This window comes from Stenotrophomonas sp. YJH_SMC_131 (genome assembly GCF_059367975.1).
Window position 1 is genome coordinate 276533 of the sequence record NZ_JCAFRJ010000005.1, and the last position, 15192, is coordinate 291724.

The window sequence follows — 15192 nt, forward strand, 5'->3', positions numbered from 1 at the left end:
AGTGTTACCCCTGTGAGGGACGTGAAGCTAGGCATTCAAGTGTGAAGGATGCGTGCACACCTGACACGTGCCATTTGTCCTGTGCGGCTGAATGCGACACGGAGTACCATCTTCCACCCTTTGCCTTCTGGAACCGACCTGCATGCGTCCTGGTGCGACTACGCGTGACCGCTGGATCTGGATGACCTCTGCCGTATTGCTGGCGGCGACCATCGCGCTGGAACTGGTGGTGCCGCTGGGATACGCGGTCTGGCTGGCCTATTTCCTGGCCGTGGGCGTCACGGTGTTCCAGCGCAGTGCGCGCGCGCCGTTCGTGGTCGCGATGATCGCCTGTGTCCTGCTGGTGATCGGCTTCAACGTGGCGCCCGCCAGCAACAACTCGTCGTTCTCGTTCGTCAACCGCACCATCGGTGGCTGCGCCTTCCTGATGATCGCGCTGATCGTCTCGCGCGCCATCCAGGCCCGCCGCCAGGCCATGCGCGCGCTCTGGCTGCAGGAGGCCGAGAACGCGGTGGCGTCGAGCCTGCGCGGCGACCTGGGGCCGGAGCAGATCGCCGAGGCGGCTGCGACGAGCCTGGCCGGGCAGCTGGACGCGGAGGTCGGTGCGGTCTATCGGCTGGAAGGCGGACGGCTGCAGCTGACCGGTGGCATGGCGCTGCCTTCGGGCGCGCCGGCCTCGCTGGCCCTGCACGAAGGGCTGGCCGGGCAGGTCGCTCGTGATGAACGGATCCGCCACCTGCATGGCGACGATGCCGCCGTGCTTGAACTGCAGACCAGCCTGGGCCGGCTGCCGGTGCGCGAGCGCATCCTGGCGCCGCTCAGCAGCGACGGCGCCGTGGTCGGCATCATCGAACTGGGCCGCGCCCGGGTCGGTGAACAGCGTGATCTGGATCGCGAGCTGCTGGAGCGCTGTGCCGAGACCATCGGCATGGCGCTGCGCGCATCGCTGTTGCGTGCGCAACTGGTGGTGCTGCTGGAAGAGTCGCAGCGCCAGGGCGAGGAGCTGCAGGCCCAGCAGGAAGAGCTGCGCGTGGCCAACGAGGAGCTGGAAGAGCAGAGCCGCAGCCTGCTGCAGTCGCAGAGCCACCTGGAAGAACAGCAGGCCGAGCTGGAACAGAGCAACGTGCAGCTGGAAGAGCGCACCCACGAGCTGGAGGCGCAGAAGCAGGCGCTGCTGGTCGCGCAGAGCCAGCTGGTGCGCAACAGCAACGAACTGGCCGCGACGTCGCGCTACAAGTCCGAGTTCCTGGCCAACATGTCGCACGAACTGCGCACGCCGCTGAACAGCTCGCTGATCCTGGCCAAGCTGCTGGCCGACAACAAGGACGGCACGCTCACCGAAGAACAGGTGAAGTACGCCCGTGCGATCCTTTCGTCCAACAACGATCTGTTGGCACTGATCAACGACATCCTCGACCTGTCGCGCATCGAGGCCGGCCATGTCGAACTGTCCGATGAAGTGGTGGTGGTCGACAGCGCGCTGCAGCGCCTGCGCGAGACCTTCGAGCCGATGGCGCGGCAGAAGGGCCTGGCCCTGCAGATCGAAGCCGATGCGCTGGCACCGAGCCAGCTGGTGGTCGACAGCCAGCGGCTGCAGCAGATCCTGAAGAACCTGCTGGCCAACGCGGTGAAGTTCACCGAGCACGGAAAGGTCAGCCTGCACGTGCGTGCGGCCGGCAATGGCCGCATCCGGTTCGAGGTCTGCGACACCGGCATCGGCATCGCCCGCGAGCAGCTGGACGTCATCTTTGAAGCCTTCCGCCAGGCCGACGGCAGCACCCGCCGTCGCTACGGCGGTACCGGCCTGGGCCTGTCGATCTCGCGCGATCTGGCCGAGCGCATGGGCGGCCAGATCCAGGTCGACAGCGAGCCCGGGCGCGGCAGCTGCTTCATCCTGGAGCTGCCATTGCAGGGCGCCCCCGCGGCGAGCGCAGCCGAGGCTGCCGAGGCCCCCGTGGCAGTGCCGGCGCCGGCACGGACACCGGCCGTGCTGCCGCCGGCGCCGGTGCGCGCTGCCACTGCGTCGGCGCCGGCCACTGCGTCGGCCGGCGTGGCCGACGACCGCGGCCGCCGCCAGCGCGCCGGGCGCCTGATCCTGGCGGTCGAGGACGATGCCACGTTCGCCGAGGCACTGGTGGCCCTGGCCCATGAACTGGACTTCGACTGCGTGGTGGCGGGTACGGCGGAAGAAGCGCTGACGCTCGCCAGTGAGCTGCGTCCGAACGGCATCCTGCTTGATATCGGCCTGCCGGACGTGTCGGGCCTGAGCGTGCTGGAGCGCCTGAAGCGCAACCCCGAAACCCGGCACATCCCGGTGCATGTGGTCTCGGCAACGGACCGCAGCCAGGTGGCGCGCGAGCTGGGCGCGATCGGCTTCGCGATCAAGCCGACCACGCGCGAGCGGCTGGTGACGGCCATCGAGCAGCTGGAACAGACCAGCCAGCGCGACGTGCGGCGCCTGCTGATCGTCGAGGACGACAGCGAGCTGCGCAGCAACCTGGAACTGCTGCTGGGCCGCGACCAGCTGCAGATCGTCGCGGTGGGCACCCTGGCCGGCGCACTGGAACAGCTCAGCACGGTCACGTTCGACTGCATGGTGATGGACCTGTCGCTGCCCGACGGCAGCGGCTACGACCTGCTTGAACACATGGCCGGCAACGATGAGGTCGGTTTCCCGCCGGTGATCGTCTATACCGGCCGCGCGCTCAGCCGCGAGGAAGAGCAGCGCCTGCGCCGCTATTCCAAGAGCATCATCATCAAGGGTGCGCGTTCGCCGGAACGCCTGCTGGATGAAGTGACCCTGTTCCTGCACAGCGTCGAGGCCAGCCTGCCGACCGACCAGCAGCGCCTGCTGCGCGAAGCGCGCCGTCGCGACACCGTGCTCGATGGCCGTACCGTGCTGCTGGCCGAAGACGATGTCCGCAACATCTTCGCGCTGTCCAGCGTGCTCGAACCGCTCGGCGTCACGCTGGAGATCGCGCGCAATGGCCAGGAAGCGGTGGATCGCCTGGCCGAGCGCGAGGTCGATCTGGTGCTGATGGACATCATGATGCCGGAGAAGGATGGGCTGGCCGCGATGCGCGAGATCCGCGCGCAGCGCCACCTGCAGGACCTGCCGATCATCGCGCTGACCGCCAAGGCCATGCCGGACGACCGTGAGCGATGCCTGCAGGCCGGTGCCAACGATTACATCGCCAAGCCCATCGATGTCGACAAGCTGGTCTCGCTGTGCCGTGTCTGGTGCTCGCGGCAATGAACGAGCAGGCGCTGTTCGACCTGGAACTGAAGGTGCTGCTGGAAGCGCTGTACCAGCGCTACCACTACGACTTCCGCAGCTACGCGGTATCGTCGCTGCGGCGGCGCATCCGCCAGGCCATGCAGCGCTACGAGTGCGAGCGGCTGGCCGACCTGCAGCACCGCCTGCTGCACGAGCCGGACCTGTTCGCGCAGGCGATGCAGTTCTTCACAGTGCAGGTGTCGGAGATGTTCCGTGACCCGGCCTATTTCCGTGAGCTGCGCGAGCAGGTGGTGCCGGTGCTGCGCACCTATCCCTCGGTGAAGCTGTGGGTGGCTGGCTGCAGTACGGGCGAGGAAGTGTGGTCACTGGCGATCCTGCTGCACGAGGAAGACCTGCTCGAGCGCAGCATCGTTTACGCCACCGACATCAATCCGGCAGCGCTGGCCACCGCCGAAGCCGGCGCCTATGGCATCGACCGCATGGCCCAGTTCAGCCGCAACTACCTGGCGGCCGGCGGCACCGCTTCGCTCTCCGACTACTACGCCACGGCCTACGATGGCGCGGTGTTCAACCGCCAGCTGCGCCGCAACGTGGTGTTCGCCGACCACAGCCTGGCCACCGACACCGTGTTCTCCGAAGTGCACCTGGTGTCGTGCCGCAACGTGCTGATCTATTTCAACCGCGACCTGCAGGATCGCGCGGTGGGCCTGTTCCGTGATGCGCTGGTGCATCGCGGCTTCCTTGGCCTGGGCAGCAAGGAGTCGCTGCAGTTCGGGCGCCACCACGGTGCGTTCGAGGTCTGCTCGCGCGAGCATCGCCTGTACCGGAAAGTCGCCTGATGAGCCTGCCGATACGACCGGCCGTGCTGGTGATCGGGGCCTCTGCGGGTGGGGTCGCAGCGCTGCAGACGGTGCTTGGCGCGCTGCCTGCGGCACTGCCGGCGCCGGTGCTGGCAGTGCTGCACCTGCCACGCGATCGCAGCAGCCGCATCGCCGAAGTGCTGGCGCCGTACTGCGCGCTGCCGGTGCGCGAGGCCGAAGACAAGCAGCCGCTGCAGCCTGGCACGGTGACCTTTGCGCCACCGGACTATCACCTGCTGGTGGAAGACGCCGGTTCGCTGGCGCTGTCGGTGGACGCCCCGGTACTGTTTTCTCGCCCGGCCATCGATCCGCTGTTCGAGTCGGCGGCAGCGGTGTTCGGCGCGCAGGTGCTGGCCCTGCTGCTGACCGGTGCCAGCAGTGATGGCAGCGAAGGCGTGGCCGCCGTGCGCGCCGCTGGTGGCCGCGCCTGGCTGCAATGTCCCGAGGAGGCCGAGGCATCGATGATGCCGGCCTCCGCCCTGCAGCACGCTGGCGCCGATGCCGTGCTGCCCCTTGAACTGATGTGCCGTCGCCTGAAGGAGTTGTTTGCATGAACCTGTTGCCACCGGACCCTGCGCAGTCGCAGACCCCGGTCAACCTGCTGATCGTCGATGACGTGCCGCAGAACCTGGTAGCCATGCAGGCGCTGCTGCAGCGCGAGGGCGTGAACCTGCTGCTTGCGGGCTCGGGTGCGCAGGCGCTGGAGCTGCTGCTGGAGCACGAGGTGGCGCTGGCATTGCTGGATGTGCACATGCCGGAGATCGATGGTTTCACCCTGGCCGAGCTGATGCGCGGTTCGCACCGCAGCCGCGATGTGCCGATCATCTTCCTGACCGCCTCGCCGGATGACCCGGTGCGTGCGTTCAAGGGCTACGAAACCGGTGCGGTCGATTTCCTGCACAAGCCGGTCGCACCGCAGGTGATCCTGAGCAAGGTCAACGTCTTCATCGAGCTCTACCAGCAGCGCCAGCTGCTGAAGGCGCGCAACGAGGCGCTGGAACGTTCGCTCAAGCTCAACGAGACGATGGCGGCCGTGCTCACCCATGACCTGCGCACGCCGCTGTCGGCGATCCTGCTGTGTGCCGACAAGCTGGCGCTGGAGCTTCCAGAGGACAATGCCGGTGCGCAGCAGACCCTGAAGCACCTGGAAGCCAGCACCCTGCGCATGGCGCGGATGGTCGAGCAGCTGCTGGACTTTTCGCGGATCCGCAGCGGCGGCCTGCGCCTGCAGGCAAGTGCCTGCGATCTTGCGGAGGTGACGCGTGCCGTGGTGGCCGAAGCGGGCAGCGCCCACGGCCACGCACGGGTGCATCTCGACATGCAGGGCGATACCCGCCTGCAGGGTGATCTGGATCGGCTTGGCCAGGTCGCCGCGAACCTGGTCGGCAACGCGCTTACCCATGGCAGCGAGGCGAGGGTGGAGGTCGACGGCCGCGATCCGCGCAGCGTGCTGCTGCGGGTAAGCAACGCCGGTCGGATCGACGACGCGCTGCTGCCGCGATTGTTCGAGCCGTTCAAGGCCAGTTTCCACCCCAGCAATGGCCTGGGGCTGGGCCTGTACATCGTTGATCAGTTCGTCCGCGCGCACGGCGGCCACATCGGCGCGCGCAACGAGGCGGGGCAGGTGGTGTTCGAGGCGACGCTGCCACGGCGCTCTGAAAGCCCGGCAACGGCGGCCAGCTGAATCCTTCAGCAAGCGACGCGTGGATCTGAGACGGGCTCGTCCGCAACTGCTACCGTGGCGGCAGATATTGCCAAGGAAGCACCATGCCACTGCGTGCGATCGCCTATGTCAGCCGGGCGCTGCCGGATCTCTCCGCTCGACGGCTGCAGGCGCTGGTCGACGATGCGGCCCGCTTCAACAAGATGGCCGGCGTGACCGGCGTGCTGCTGCACGACGGCGGGCGTTTCCTGCAGTACATCGAAGGGCCGCCGGATGGCATCGGTTCGGTCTACGAACGCATCCTGCAGGCCGGCAGCCATATCGACATCATTGAACTGGCGCGCGGCCGCCTGGGCCAGCGCCAGTTTCCGTACTGGTCGATGCGCGCGCTGCCGGTGGAGGAGGCGCTGTTGCGCCAGCTGTCATCCTGTGACTGGTCGGGCTTTACCCGTACGCTGCAGGGTGATCGCTCCGCGCCGACGCCGGTGGACCTGCTCGACAACGTTGTGCAGCCAGCACTGCACGCCGGCTGAGCGTCAGCCCGAGGTGCCGCCGCCGCAATAGGCGGCATGCAGCGCCTGCAGCACGCCCAATGCGGGCCCTTCCTGCATGCGGTAGTGGATGGCCTGTGCTTCGCGCCGGGTCGCCACGATGTCCATATCGCGCAGCACAGCCAGGTGCTGCGACAGCGCGGACGCACTCAATCCGGTCAGCGCCTGCAGCTCCGGTACCGGCGCTTCGCCTTCCACCAGGCGGCACAGCACGCGCAAGCGGGCAGGATGGGCCAGGCGCTTGAGCAGGGCAGCGGCCTGCGCGGCGTGCTTGGCCATCGCGGCACTGTCGAGCGGGGTGCTGGGCATGGTTGACCTTTTTGTTTAGACGTGTCTAATTTAGATAAATCTAAATAAAAGGGCAATCCCATGAAGGGCGTGAATGAGGGCGGGGCATGAACCTGCCGTGGACTGCGGTAGCCGGCGGTGGGTTGATCGGCGCCGCCGCAGTGCTGTTGCTCGCCACCCTCGGGCGTGTGGCCGGTATCAGCGGGATCGCCGCAGGCAGCCTGCGCGCAGCGGAAGGCGAGCGCGGATGGCGCTGGGCCTTCCTGTCTGGCCTGCTCGCGGCGGCCGGGCTGGTGCTGTGGTGGCAGTCGCTGCCCGACGCGTTGCCGCGGGTACAGTTGCGCGATGCCTTGCCTGCCTGGCAGTTGATCGGCGCCGGCCTGCTGGTGGGCTTCGGCACCCGCTTGGGCAGTGGCTGTACCAGTGGTCACGGCGTCTGTGGCATGGCTCGCGGCTCGAAGCGCTCGCTGCTGGCGGTGCTGGTGTTCATGGCCTGCGCGATGCTGACGACGTTCCTCATCCGCCACGGCGGAGGCCTGGCATGAGCCGCGCGACAGGGGCCGCGGCAGCGGCGGGTGCGCTGTTCGGTGCGGGGCTGGCGCTTTCGGGGATGACCGACGCGCGCCGTGTGCTCGGCTTCCTCGACATTGCAGGTGATTTCGATCCCACCCTGGTGTGGGTGCTGGGCGCGGCGCTGCTGGTCAGTGCGGTCGGCCAGCGCTGGGTGCTGCGCCGCGCGCAGCCGTGGTTCGCGGTGCGCTTCCAGCTGCCCAGTGCGCGTGATGTCGATGCGCGCCTGCTGCTGGGTGCCGCTCTGTTCGGTATCGGCTGGGGATGGGCTGGCTATTGCCCGGGACCGGCCATCGCCGGGCTGGCAGTCGCATCGCGTGAAGCGCTGTGGTTCGTGCCTGCAATGCTTGCAGGTTTCTGGCTGCACGATCGGGTCGTACGCTGAGGCTTCACCCCTGTGTCACCCTGCGTGCGGTCAGATCCGGGGTTCACGGGGAAAGGAGCACAACGACATGGTACGGATGAAGTGGACGGGCAGGGCAATGCTGGCGGTCGCACTGGCCGCTGCGGTGGCACCGGCGCTGGCCTGCACGCGCGCGGTGTACCTGGGTGACAACGGTGATGTGATCACCGCACGCTCGATGGACTGGAAGGTCGACGTGGCGACCAACCTCTATGTGCTGCCGCGCGGCATCGCGCGCACCGGCCAGGCCGGACCGAAGTCGCTGGCCTGGACAGCGCGCTATGGTTCGGTGGTGGCCACCGGCTACGACGTGTCGACCACCGATGGCATGAACGAGAAGGGCCTGGTGGCCAACCTGCTGTGGCTGGTCGAATCGGAGTATCCGCAGCAGCGCGGCAACAAGCCGGGACTGGCGATCTCGCTGTGGGCGCAGTATGTGCTGGACAATTTCGCGACCGTGGATGAGGCAGTGGCGGCGCTGAAGCGCGAGCCGTACTCGATCGTCACCGACAAGGTGCCGGGCGAGGACCGCCAGGCAACGCTGCATCTGTCGCTGTCCGACGCGAGCGGCGACAGTGCCATCGTCGAGTACATCGGGGGGCGCCAGGTGATCCACCATGACGGGCGCTACCAGGTGATGACCAACTCGCCGATCTTCGAGCAGCAGCTGGCACTCAACAGCTACTGGCAGCAGATCGGTGGCACGGTGATGCTGCCAGGTACCAACCGCTCGTCCGACCGCTTCGCGCGTGCGTCGTTCTACATCAACGCCATTCCCAAGGCCGAGGACCCGGTGGAAGCGCTGGCCAGCGTGTTCAGCGTGATCCGCAATGCGTCGGTGCCGTACGGCATCACCACGCCGGGCGAGCCGAACATCTCATCGACGCGCTGGCGCACGGTGGCCGACCACAAGCGGCGGTTGTACTTCTTCGAATCGGCGCTGACCCCCAACACCTTCTGGATCGATCTGAACAAGGTCGATTTCGGCGGCCAGGTGCTCAAGCTCGACCTTGGCAAGGACCAGCGCAACACGTTCGCCGGCGATGCATTGGGTCACTTCGTACCCAGTGCACCGTTCGCCTTCCTCGGCGTGGACGGCTAGCGCGAGGCCTGGTCCGGCGCGTCCTTCGGATAGACCGCCAGCACGCTGCAGCCCGGGCGGGCGAAGCGCGGCGTGCTGGCGCGCATGTCGCCGGGGATTCCGGACGGCGTCTCCACGATGCGATCGCCCGGATTGCCACAGATCAGGCCGTTCTGGAAACCGGACTGGAATTCCACCGAGGTCGCCCCGGCCAGGATCGAGCAGCTGCCGGCCAGTTCGACGCGGTAGTAGCGATTGCCGCCATTGCGGCGCGGATTGGTCTCCACCACCACGCCTTGCGGATCCTCGTTCCAGCTGCGCACATGGCGGGTGGCGAAGCAGAACGCTGGCGAGGCCTGGAAGGTATGGCGCGGGCTGCTGCCGCCACGGCTGGGCTTGCCTGTGGCGGTCACGTTCACCGGCGGCAGGATGGCCGCGTACAGGCGGCTGCTCTGGCGAGCGGTGCTGGCGAACTCCCGGTTGTCGATGGGGGTGACACTGCCGACGCCGCAGCGGCGGCCATCCACCATCACCTGTTCACTGGGGCGGCCGCAGGCCCAGCCCGAAGGCGCCTCCAGCCGCAGTGTGCTGGCTTCGTTGACACCCGGGCAGGCTGCGCTGAAGTCGATGCGGAAGGCCTGGCCCCTGCCGTCACGGACCGCGATGGCGGTCGGTGTCTCCTGCTCGACCTGGCGTACGTCACGTGCGTCCAGGCAGTGCGGTGCAGGTGCGATGCGCTCGGCGGCCGATGGCGCGGATGGCGCCTGGGCCAGGGCGGCCAGGGGTAAGGCGCTGGCCAGTGCCAGCGGAAGCAATCGGATCATGCTGTTCATCCTGCCATCCCTGCGTCTGTAACTGGCTGGAACATAGCATGGCCGGTGCCGGGGCCGCGTTGCAGGGAAATGCCAGCACGCGCACACTCGTCATATGGGCGCGATCTTCCACCTGCGGCACTACGGCCAGGCCACCGGCCTGGACCGTCATGACTACGCGCAGTGGGTGCTGCCGCTGCAGGGCGAACTGCAGTTCGAGATGCAAGGCCGCGGTGGTCGCCTGGACCTGCTGCAGGGGGCCTTCGTCGCGGCTGGCGAAGCACACGACCAGATGGCCGATGGCCCGAATGCTTTCGTGATCGTCGACTGCCCCCCGGGTGTGCTCGATGACGGTACCCAGGAACACCTGTGCCGCCAGCGCTGGCTGCATCTGCCACTGGCGCTGCGACAGCGCCTGGCGCTGGTGTGTGAGGGCCAGGCACTGCCGGCCCTGTTGCCGCAGCTGCTCCAGGTGTTCGCACCGGCGGGCAGTGGTGCGCGCCTGCAGGGCCTGTGCGCGGCGGTGCAGGTTGATCCGGGCCAGGCGTGGCCGGTAGCACGCATGGCCGCCTTCGTCGGTGTCAGCGAAAGCCGGTTGCATGCGCTGTTCCAGCGGGAGTTCGGGCTGAGCCCGCAGGCCTGGCTCAGTGCAAGCCGGTTGCGTTGGGCCAAGCACCAGCTGCGTACCAGTGCGGCGCCGATCAGCGATATCGCGCTGGCGGCAGGCTATTCCGAGCAGAGTGCACTGACCCGTGCGCTGCGTCGTGAGTGCGGGCAGACGCCGGCCGCCTGGCGCAGGGGCGCCATCTGACCTGTAGAGCCGAGCCCACGCTCGGCTGCCCTTATCTGCACAGCGGCCAATCGCAGCCGAGCATTGGCTCGGCTCTACAGAGATGACAAGGCAATAGCCTCGGTCAAGAGCGCCCGCTGGCCAGCGCTTACACTGCGCGGCCCGTTCTCTTCCCCCGAAGAACCCGAATGCGCAACAACCCGATGGCCCTGGGCATCGCCAATGGCGTTGCCGCTGGCGCGCTGTGGGGCGTGGTCTTTCTCGCGCCCGCCGTGCTGCAGTCGTTCAATGCCCTGCAACTGTCCGCCGGTCGCTACCTGGTCTATGGCCTGATTGCCATCGCTCTGCTGCTGCCGCGCTGGAAGCGGCTGGCACCGCGGCTGGGCCGCGCCGAATGGTTCGGGCTGCTGTGGCTGAGCCTGGCCGGCAACCTGGTGTACTTCCTGCTGCTGGCCACGGCGGTGCAGTGGGCCGGTGGCGCGGCGGCGTCATTGATTGTCGGCCTGATTCCGGTGGTGGTCACTGTGGTTGGCGTGCGCGAGCAGGGCGCGGTGCCGTTGAAGCAGCTGCTGCCGGCGCTGGGCCTGTGCGTGCTCGGCGTGGCGCTGGTGGGCTGGGAAGCATTGATGTCCGAACACCTCGCAACACCGTGGCGGCAGCGCCTGATTGGCCTGCTCTGTGCGTTCGGTGCGCTGTTCTCGTGGGCGCTGTACTCGATCGGCAACAGTCGTTGGCTGGCGCGCCGGCCGGACCTGTCCAGCCACGACTGGTCGTTGCTGACCGGCGTCACCACTGGCGGCCTGGCCCTGCTGCTGGTGCCGATGGCCTTCATCGGCCACAGCGGTACCCACACCGCGGCGCAATGGAGTGGCTTCTGGGCGATCAGCGCCGGCGTGGCAGTGGTGGCCTCGATCCTCGGCAACGCGTTCTGGAACCGTGCCAGCCGCCTGCTGCCATTGACCCTGACCGGGCAGATGATCGTGTTCGAGACGCTGTTCGCGCTGGCGTATGCCTTCGCCTGGCAGCAGCGCTGGCCCTCGCTGCTGGAGGCGCTGGCGATCGTGTTCCTGGTGGCCGGCGTGATGCTGTGCGCGCATGCCCATCGCTCGCCACGGGCGATCGCCGAACATGCAGGCTGAATGTGGGCGTCAAGCGTGCTGATGCCGGCTTGGTCTCAGATGCAACCAAATGCCCGCACGTTGGCCGATGATCGCCGCAATGATTTTTTGCATCGCAGCACTTGACAGCGGACCGGCGCACAGTGTTTTCTGTGCGTCATGGTCCTTGATGCCGCCCACGCCAGCCTGATCGCCCCCGCCATTGCGGGCCGTCCGACTGCGCCGGTCGCCACCACCACCATTACCACCACCACCGTCACCACTGCCCTGGTGCGGCCCGTCGTCTTCGTGTAACTCCCGAAAACCACGGCCCCGCACCATCCAGGTGGCGGGGAAACTCGACACCTGCATGCGACGGGGCCTCCTAACGAGGTCTGCATGTCTTCCCACGCCCCCGCCCATCCCGTTGCCCCGGCCGATCTGGCTGCACCGTCCACTGTCGTGCACAAGTTCGGCGGCACCTCGGTGGCCGATGCCGAACGCTATCGCCATGTTGCCGGCCTGCTGCTGGCCCGTCCTGAGTCGCTGCAGGTCACTGTCGTCTCGGCGATGAAGGGGGTCACCGACGCGCTGATCGATCTGGCGCAGCTGGCGGCAAAGGGTGACCAGGGTTGGCGCGAGGCCTGGCATGCCCTGCGCGCGCGCCACCGTGGCGCCGCCGTGGCGCTGCTGGGCGAGCAGGTCGGCGAGACGGTCGAATGGATCGACGCCCGCTTCGATCAGCTGGCCGAAGTGCTGGCGGCGCTGGCGGTGATCGGCGAGCTGCCGCGCGAGGTGCTGGACCGCGTGCAGGGCCTGGGCGAAGTGTTCTCCGCGCAGCTGCTCGGCACCCACCTGCGTGCCTTGGGCGAAGACTGTGCGGTGCTCGATGCGCGCGATGTGCTGGTGGTCGGGCATGGCGAGCTGGGCGTCGATGTCGACTGGGAAGCCAGCGCCGACCGCCTCGCGCAATGGCGCCTGCAGCATCCTCAGCCGCGCCTGGTCGCCACCGGTTTCGTCGCGCGTGACCGTGATGACCGCATCACCACCCTGGGCCGCAACGGCAGTGACTACTCCGGCGCGATCTTCGCCGCGCTGTTCAATGCCGATGAACTGCACATCTGGACCGACGTCGACGGCGTGCTGTCAGCCGACCCGCGGCTGGTACCCGAAGCCGTGCAGCTCGAATCGCTCAGCTACGACGAGGCCTGCGAACTGGCTTACTTCGGCGCCAAAGTGGTGCACCCGCAGACGATGTCGCCGGCGATCCGCCTGGGCCTGCCGATCTTCATCCGCAATACGTTCCAACCGGCGCATCCGGGTACGCGCATCAGTGCCGAGCGCTCGCCGCGTGGGCCGGTAAAGGGCCTGACCCTGAGCCCGGGCCTGGCCCTGTTGAACCTGGAAGGCACCGGCCTGATCGGCGTGCCAGGCACTGCAGAGCGCGTATTCGCTGCCCTGCGCCAGGCGCAGGTGTCGGTGGTGATGATCTCGCAGGGTTCGTCGGAACATTCGATCTGCTGCGTGGTGCGCGCCGCCGAAGCTGCACGTGGCCGCGAGGCGCTGCTGCATGCGTTTGCGCATGAGCTGTCGGTGGGCCAGGTGCAGCGCGTGCAGGTCAGCGAGGGCGTCAGCGTTCTGGCGGCAGTGGGCGACGGCATGGCCGGCCAACCTGGCGTGGCGGCGCGCCTGTTCGAGGCGCTGGGCCGCGCGCAGGTGAACATCCTGGCAATCGCGCAGGGCTCGTCCGAGCGCAACATTTCGGTGGCGGTGGACAGTGCTGATGCCACCCGCGCCCTGCGCGCCGCGCATGCCGGCTTCTGGCTGTCGCCGCAGACCTTCGCGGTGGGTGTGATCGGGCCTGGCAACGTCGGTGCCGCGCTGCTGGACCAGCTGCTGGCCGCGCGCCCGCAGTTGCTGGCCAAGGCCAATGTCGACCTGCGCCTGCGCGCACTGGCCTCGCGTTCGCGCATGCGGCTGGATGCGGATGGGCTGCATGCCGACTGGCGCGAAGCCCTTCAGCAGGCGGGTGAGCCCAGCGATCTGGATCGCTTCACCGAACACCTGCTGGCCGCGCACCTGCCGCATGCGGTGGTGATCGACTGCAGTGGCAGTGCCGAGGTGGCCGAGCGCTATGAGGGCTGGTTGGCAGCCGGCATCCACGTGGTCACCCCGAACAAACAGGCCGGCGCCGGGCCGCTGCCGCGCTACCAGCGCATCCGCGCCGCGGCGGCGGCCAGTGGTGCGCGTTTCCGCTACGAGGCCACGGTGGGCGCGGGCCTGCCGGTGATCACCACGCTGCGTGACCTGGTCGATACCGGTGACGAGGTGCTGGCCATCGAAGGCATCTTCTCCGGCACGCTGGCCTGGCTGTTCAACCGCTTCGATGGCAGCCAGCCATTCTCGCAGCTGGTCGCGCAGGCGCGGTCGATGGGCTACACCGAGCCGGACCCGCGTGACGATCTTTCGGGCGTGGACGTGGCGCGCAAGCTGGTGATCCTGGCCCGCGAAGCCGGCCACGCGCTCAGTCTTGAGCAGGTGGAAGTGGAAAGCCTGGTGCCGGCGCTGCTGCGCGAGGGCAGCGTGGATGACTTCATGGCGCGGCTGGGCGAGTCCGACGCCAACCTGCTGCAACGCCTGCAGGATGCGCGGGCGCGTGGTGCGGTGCTGCGCTATGTGGCACAGCTGGGTGCCGACGGCGCCTCGGTGGGGCTGCAGGAACTGCCGGCCGATCATGCCTTCGCCAACCTGCGGCTGACCGACAACGTGGTGCAGTTCCGCACCCGTCGCTACTGCGACAACCCGTTGGTGGTGCAGGGGCCGGGTGCGGGTCCGGAGGTGACGGCAGCGGGTGTGTTCGCGGACCTGCTGCGGGTCGCCGCCGGTGAAGGAGCGCGGCTGTGATCGCACGTGCGTTCGCGCCTGCCTCGGTGGCCAACGTGGCAGTGGGCTTCGACATTCTCGGCCATGCCATTGCCGGTATCGGCGATACCGTGAGCGTGCGCCGCATCGACGAGCCGGCGGTGCGGATCGATGCGATCCGTGGCAGTGCCGTCGCGCTGCCACTGGACGCCGCCGGCAACACCGCCGGGGCTGCGCTGATGTCGCTGCGCGAAGGCCTGGGCCTGGATTTCGGTTTCGCAGTCGAGATCGACAAGGGCATCCCGTTCGGTTCCGGCATGGGCGGTTCGGCAGCGTCGAGTGTCGCGGCGCTGGTCGCCGCCAATGCGCTGCTGCAGGCCCCGTTGCCGCGCGAAGCGCTGTACCCCTACGCGCTGGACGGTGAGGCGGTGGCCAGTGGTGGCCGTCACGGTGACAACGTCGGCCCGCTGCTGCTGGGTGGCCTGGCGCTGTGCACGGCCGATCGCCTGTTGCCGGTCCCGGTGCCTGCCAGCTGGCACAGCCTGCTGGTGCATCCGCATGCGGTGCTGGAAACGCGCCGTGCCCGCCAGGCCCTGCAGGGCAGCTATGCGCTGGGCGAGTTCGTGGCCCAGAGCGCGAACCTCGCGCTGGTGCTCAGTGGTTGCCATCGCAGTGATGCGACGCTGGTACGCGCAGGACTGCGCGACGTGCTGGTCGAACCGCGACGGGCCGGATTGATTGCCGGCTTCGAGGCCGCCCGTGATGCAGCGCTGTCGGCCCATGCAATGGGCGCGGGCATCTCCGGTGCCGGACCCAGTGTGTTCGCCTGGTTCGAGGACGCCGACCAGGCCCGTGCCGCCGTGGCGCCGGTGCAGGCAGCGTTCGCTGCGGCCGGCTTCGACAGTGACGCCTGGGTATCGCCGCTGGATGCGCCGGGAGCCCGGCTGTGCTGAATCCTTCCCCTTCTCTGGAAACCG

Annotated in this window: 15 protein-coding genes; 12 read left to right on the forward strand and 3 right to left on the reverse strand. The window is 68.2% G+C overall.

The window, feature by feature from the left end:
- Positions 1 to 142: 142 nt before the first annotated feature.
- The 5 genes from AC5P56_RS12850 to AC5P56_RS12870 all read left to right on the forward strand — a co-directional run bounded on the left by AC5P56_RS12850 (position 143) and on the right by AC5P56_RS12870 (position 6294).
- Positions 143 to 3256, forward strand: coding sequence for a response regulator (locus tag AC5P56_RS12850; RefSeq protein ID WP_049440809.1), 3114 nt, complete (start codon positions 143 to 145; stop codon positions 3254 to 3256).
- The gene (locus AC5P56_RS12855) at positions 3253 to 4077 is read left to right on the forward strand and encodes a CheR family methyltransferase (RefSeq protein WP_075076806.1); all 825 of its coding nucleotides are present in this window, start codon (positions 3253 to 3255) and stop codon (positions 4075 to 4077) included. The genes AC5P56_RS12850 and AC5P56_RS12855 overlap by 4 nt, the downstream gene beginning before the upstream one ends.
- On the forward strand, positions 4077 to 4652 hold the full coding sequence (locus AC5P56_RS12860; RefSeq protein ID WP_046430340.1) for a chemotaxis protein CheB: 576 nt from the start codon (positions 4077 to 4079) through the stop codon (positions 4650 to 4652). The genes AC5P56_RS12855 and AC5P56_RS12860 overlap by 1 nt, the downstream gene beginning before the upstream one ends.
- Positions 4649 to 5782, forward strand: coding sequence for a hybrid sensor histidine kinase/response regulator (locus tag AC5P56_RS12865; RefSeq protein ID WP_032957670.1), 1134 nt, complete (start codon positions 4649 to 4651; stop codon positions 5780 to 5782). Before AC5P56_RS12860 ends, AC5P56_RS12865 begins: the two co-directional genes overlap by 4 nt.
- Before the next feature lie 83 nt (positions 5783 to 5865).
- Entirely contained in the window at positions 5866 to 6294 is a 429-nt protein-coding gene (locus AC5P56_RS12870; RefSeq protein ID WP_049406521.1) for a BLUF domain-containing protein, read from the forward strand.
- 3 nt (positions 6295 to 6297) lie between these two features.
- Here the strand turns inward: AC5P56_RS12870 and AC5P56_RS12875 are convergent, their stop codons facing one another.
- Complete coding sequence (locus AC5P56_RS12875; protein ID WP_032957672.1) at positions 6298 to 6621, reverse strand: ArsR/SmtB family transcription factor; 324 nt, start codon at positions 6619 to 6621, stop codon at positions 6298 to 6300.
- Positions 6622 to 6707: 86 nt separating this feature from the next.
- Between AC5P56_RS12875 and AC5P56_RS12880 the strand changes: the two genes are divergently transcribed.
- The 3 genes from AC5P56_RS12880 (at position 6708) to AC5P56_RS12890 (ending at position 8675) form a co-directional block, all read left to right on the forward strand.
- Complete coding sequence (locus AC5P56_RS12880) at positions 6708 to 7145, forward strand: YeeE/YedE family protein (RefSeq protein WP_495231712.1); 438 nt, start codon at positions 6708 to 6710, stop codon at positions 7143 to 7145.
- The gene (locus tag AC5P56_RS12885; RefSeq protein WP_049440814.1) at positions 7142 to 7555 is read left to right on the forward strand and encodes a DUF6691 family protein; all 414 of its coding nucleotides are present in this window, start codon (positions 7142 to 7144) and stop codon (positions 7553 to 7555) included. The genes AC5P56_RS12880 and AC5P56_RS12885 overlap by 4 nt, the downstream gene beginning before the upstream one ends.
- Positions 7556 to 7622: 67 nt before the next feature.
- On the forward strand, positions 7623 to 8675 hold the full coding sequence (locus AC5P56_RS12890; RefSeq protein WP_495231713.1) for a linear amide C-N hydrolase: 1053 nt from the start codon (positions 7623 to 7625) through the stop codon (positions 8673 to 8675).
- On the opposite strand, the gene AC5P56_RS12895 is transcribed toward AC5P56_RS12890, so the two are convergent.
- Complete coding sequence (locus tag AC5P56_RS12895; RefSeq protein WP_495231714.1) at positions 8672 to 9478, reverse strand: DUF6491 family protein; 807 nt, start codon at positions 9476 to 9478, stop codon at positions 8672 to 8674. The genes AC5P56_RS12890 and AC5P56_RS12895 overlap by 4 nt on opposite strands.
- Before the next feature lie 103 nt (positions 9479 to 9581).
- Here AC5P56_RS12895 and AC5P56_RS12900 point away from each other — a divergent pair, with 103 nt between their 5' ends.
- A complete protein-coding gene (locus AC5P56_RS12900; protein WP_197605206.1) occupies positions 9582 to 10277 on the forward strand; it encodes a helix-turn-helix transcriptional regulator in 696 nt (231 codons plus the stop codon).
- A gap of 167 nt (positions 10278 to 10444) precedes the next feature.
- Complete coding sequence (locus tag AC5P56_RS12905) at positions 10445 to 11395, forward strand: DMT family transporter (protein WP_032957678.1); 951 nt, start codon at positions 10445 to 10447, stop codon at positions 11393 to 11395.
- Between the two features lie 9 nt (positions 11396 to 11404).
- On the opposite strand, the gene AC5P56_RS12910 is transcribed toward AC5P56_RS12905, so the two are convergent.
- Positions 11405 to 11725 (reverse strand): hypothetical protein, encoded by a 321-nt coding sequence (locus tag AC5P56_RS12910; RefSeq protein ID WP_164072103.1) that lies wholly within the window; start codon positions 11723 to 11725, stop codon positions 11405 to 11407.
- A 27-nt stretch (positions 11726 to 11752) separates the two neighbouring features.
- Between AC5P56_RS12910 and thrA the strand changes: the two genes are divergently transcribed.
- Complete coding sequence (gene thrA, locus AC5P56_RS12915) at positions 11753 to 14257, forward strand: bifunctional aspartate kinase/homoserine dehydrogenase I (RefSeq protein WP_445979008.1); 2505 nt, start codon at positions 11753 to 11755, stop codon at positions 14255 to 14257.
- A complete protein-coding gene (locus AC5P56_RS12920; RefSeq protein WP_049406512.1) occupies positions 14254 to 15168 on the forward strand; it encodes a homoserine kinase in 915 nt (304 codons plus the stop codon). Before thrA ends, AC5P56_RS12920 begins: the two co-directional genes overlap by 4 nt.
- Positions 15169 to 15192: the final 24 nt, after the last annotated feature.

Bases quoted from the DNA above. Each gene is read 5' to 3' on its own strand.
- thrA (WP_445979008.1), top strand. From the start codon at position 11,753: ATGTCTTCCCACGCCCCCGCCCATCCCGTTGCCCCGGCCGATCTGGCT.
- AC5P56_RS12895 (WP_495231714.1), bottom strand. From the start codon at position 9,478: ATGATCCGATTGCTTCCGCTGGCACTGGCCAGCGCCTTACCCCTGGCC.
- AC5P56_RS12860 (WP_046430340.1), top strand. From the start codon at position 4,077: ATGAGCCTGCCGATACGACCGGCCGTGCTGGTGATCGGGGCCTCTGCG.
- AC5P56_RS12885 (WP_049440814.1), top strand. From the start codon at position 7,142: ATGAGCCGCGCGACAGGGGCCGCGGCAGCGGCGGGTGCGCTGTTCGGT.
- AC5P56_RS12855 (WP_075076806.1), top strand. From the start codon at position 3,253: ATGAACGAGCAGGCGCTGTTCGACCTGGAACTGAAGGTGCTGCTGGAA.
- AC5P56_RS12905 (WP_032957678.1), top strand. From the start codon at position 10,445: ATGCGCAACAACCCGATGGCCCTGGGCATCGCCAATGGCGTTGCCGCT.
- AC5P56_RS12850 (WP_049440809.1), top strand. From the start codon at position 143: ATGCGTCCTGGTGCGACTACGCGTGACCGCTGGATCTGGATGACCTCT.
- AC5P56_RS12910 (WP_164072103.1), bottom strand. From the start codon at position 11,725: ATGCAGGTGTCGAGTTTCCCCGCCACCTGGATGGTGCGGGGCCGTGGT.
- AC5P56_RS12890 (WP_495231713.1), top strand. From the start codon at position 7,623: ATGGTACGGATGAAGTGGACGGGCAGGGCAATGCTGGCGGTCGCACTG.
- AC5P56_RS12900 (WP_197605206.1), top strand. From the start codon at position 9,582: ATGGGCGCGATCTTCCACCTGCGGCACTACGGCCAGGCCACCGGCCTG.
- AC5P56_RS12870 (WP_049406521.1), top strand. From the start codon at position 5,866: ATGCCACTGCGTGCGATCGCCTATGTCAGCCGGGCGCTGCCGGATCTC.
- AC5P56_RS12865 (WP_032957670.1), top strand. From the start codon at position 4,649: ATGAACCTGTTGCCACCGGACCCTGCGCAGTCGCAGACCCCGGTCAAC.
- AC5P56_RS12875 (WP_032957672.1), bottom strand. From the start codon at position 6,621: ATGCCCAGCACCCCGCTCGACAGTGCCGCGATGGCCAAGCACGCCGCG.
- AC5P56_RS12880 (WP_495231712.1), top strand. From the start codon at position 6,708: ATGAACCTGCCGTGGACTGCGGTAGCCGGCGGTGGGTTGATCGGCGCC.